Origin of the sequence: Flavobacterium poyangense (genome assembly GCF_011751075.1) — a bacterium.
In the GTDB taxonomy this organism is placed as follows: Bacteria; Bacteroidota; Bacteroidia; order Flavobacteriales; family Flavobacteriaceae; genus Flavobacterium; species Flavobacterium poyangense.
Genome location: NZ_JAALLN010000121.1, coordinates 1 through 641, shown reverse-complemented (window position 1 = coordinate 641; position 641 = coordinate 1). Strand labels below are relative to the sequence as shown.

At 64.1% G+C, this 641-nt stretch carries 2 protein-coding genes; both read right to left on the bottom strand.

Annotation, left to right across the window (positions count from 1 at the left end):
* Positions 1-415, bottom strand: a 415-nt coding sequence (locus G3A47_RS22895) for a glycoside hydrolase family 5 protein (protein ID WP_166926589.1), incomplete at its 3' end; no start/stop codon positions are given.
* A 42-nt stretch (positions 416-457) separates the two neighbouring features.
* On the bottom strand, positions 458-641 hold a 184-nt coding region (locus G3A47_RS23740), incomplete at its 5' end, for a hypothetical protein (RefSeq protein WP_208328416.1).

The window sequence follows — 641 nt, the reverse complement described above, 5'->3', positions numbered from 1 at the left end:
GATCGTTGCGGTATTCGCTGGCAAGGCGCTTCCACAAATCCGCGAAGGCGGCATTGGGCACGGCTTCCGAGCCGATCAGCTGGCCGCGATAGCGGGCGTAGTTGTGGACGTCGAGAATGACGGTCAGGCCGGCGCCCTTGAGCCTCGCGATCGCATCGGTGAGACGTGTGTGTTCGGCCTTGTCGAAGGCTTTGCCGAGGTGTGGCTGCAGATGTTCCCATCGGAAGGGCAGGCGCACGGCGTTGAAGCCCTTGCCGGCGAAATAGCTGATCGTGGCGTCGCTCGGGTAGATGTAGTCCTTGCCGTAGACGCCATCGGCATCCCCGAATTCGGCGCCGGCCAGGTTGATGCCTCTGAGGCAGCCGGCCGAGGCCGCATTCGATGCCAGGATCGTGGATGCAACCAGGGTGGCCACGGTTTTCCAGGAGCGGGAGCAGGAGCGAGCCATGTGGATGTCTTATCCTGCTTCCGGTGCGACCGCCATGGACGCAACTGGTGCGCGTGCCCCCAGGACCTCGCGATAGACGGCGAGGTAGCGTTCGGAAACGCGGTCCCAGGAGTAGCCGCCAGCTGCTTGCATGGCAGCGGTGCGGTAGGCCGCCGTGTCCCTTGCGAGTGTGTCGAATGCAGCTTCCACCCTT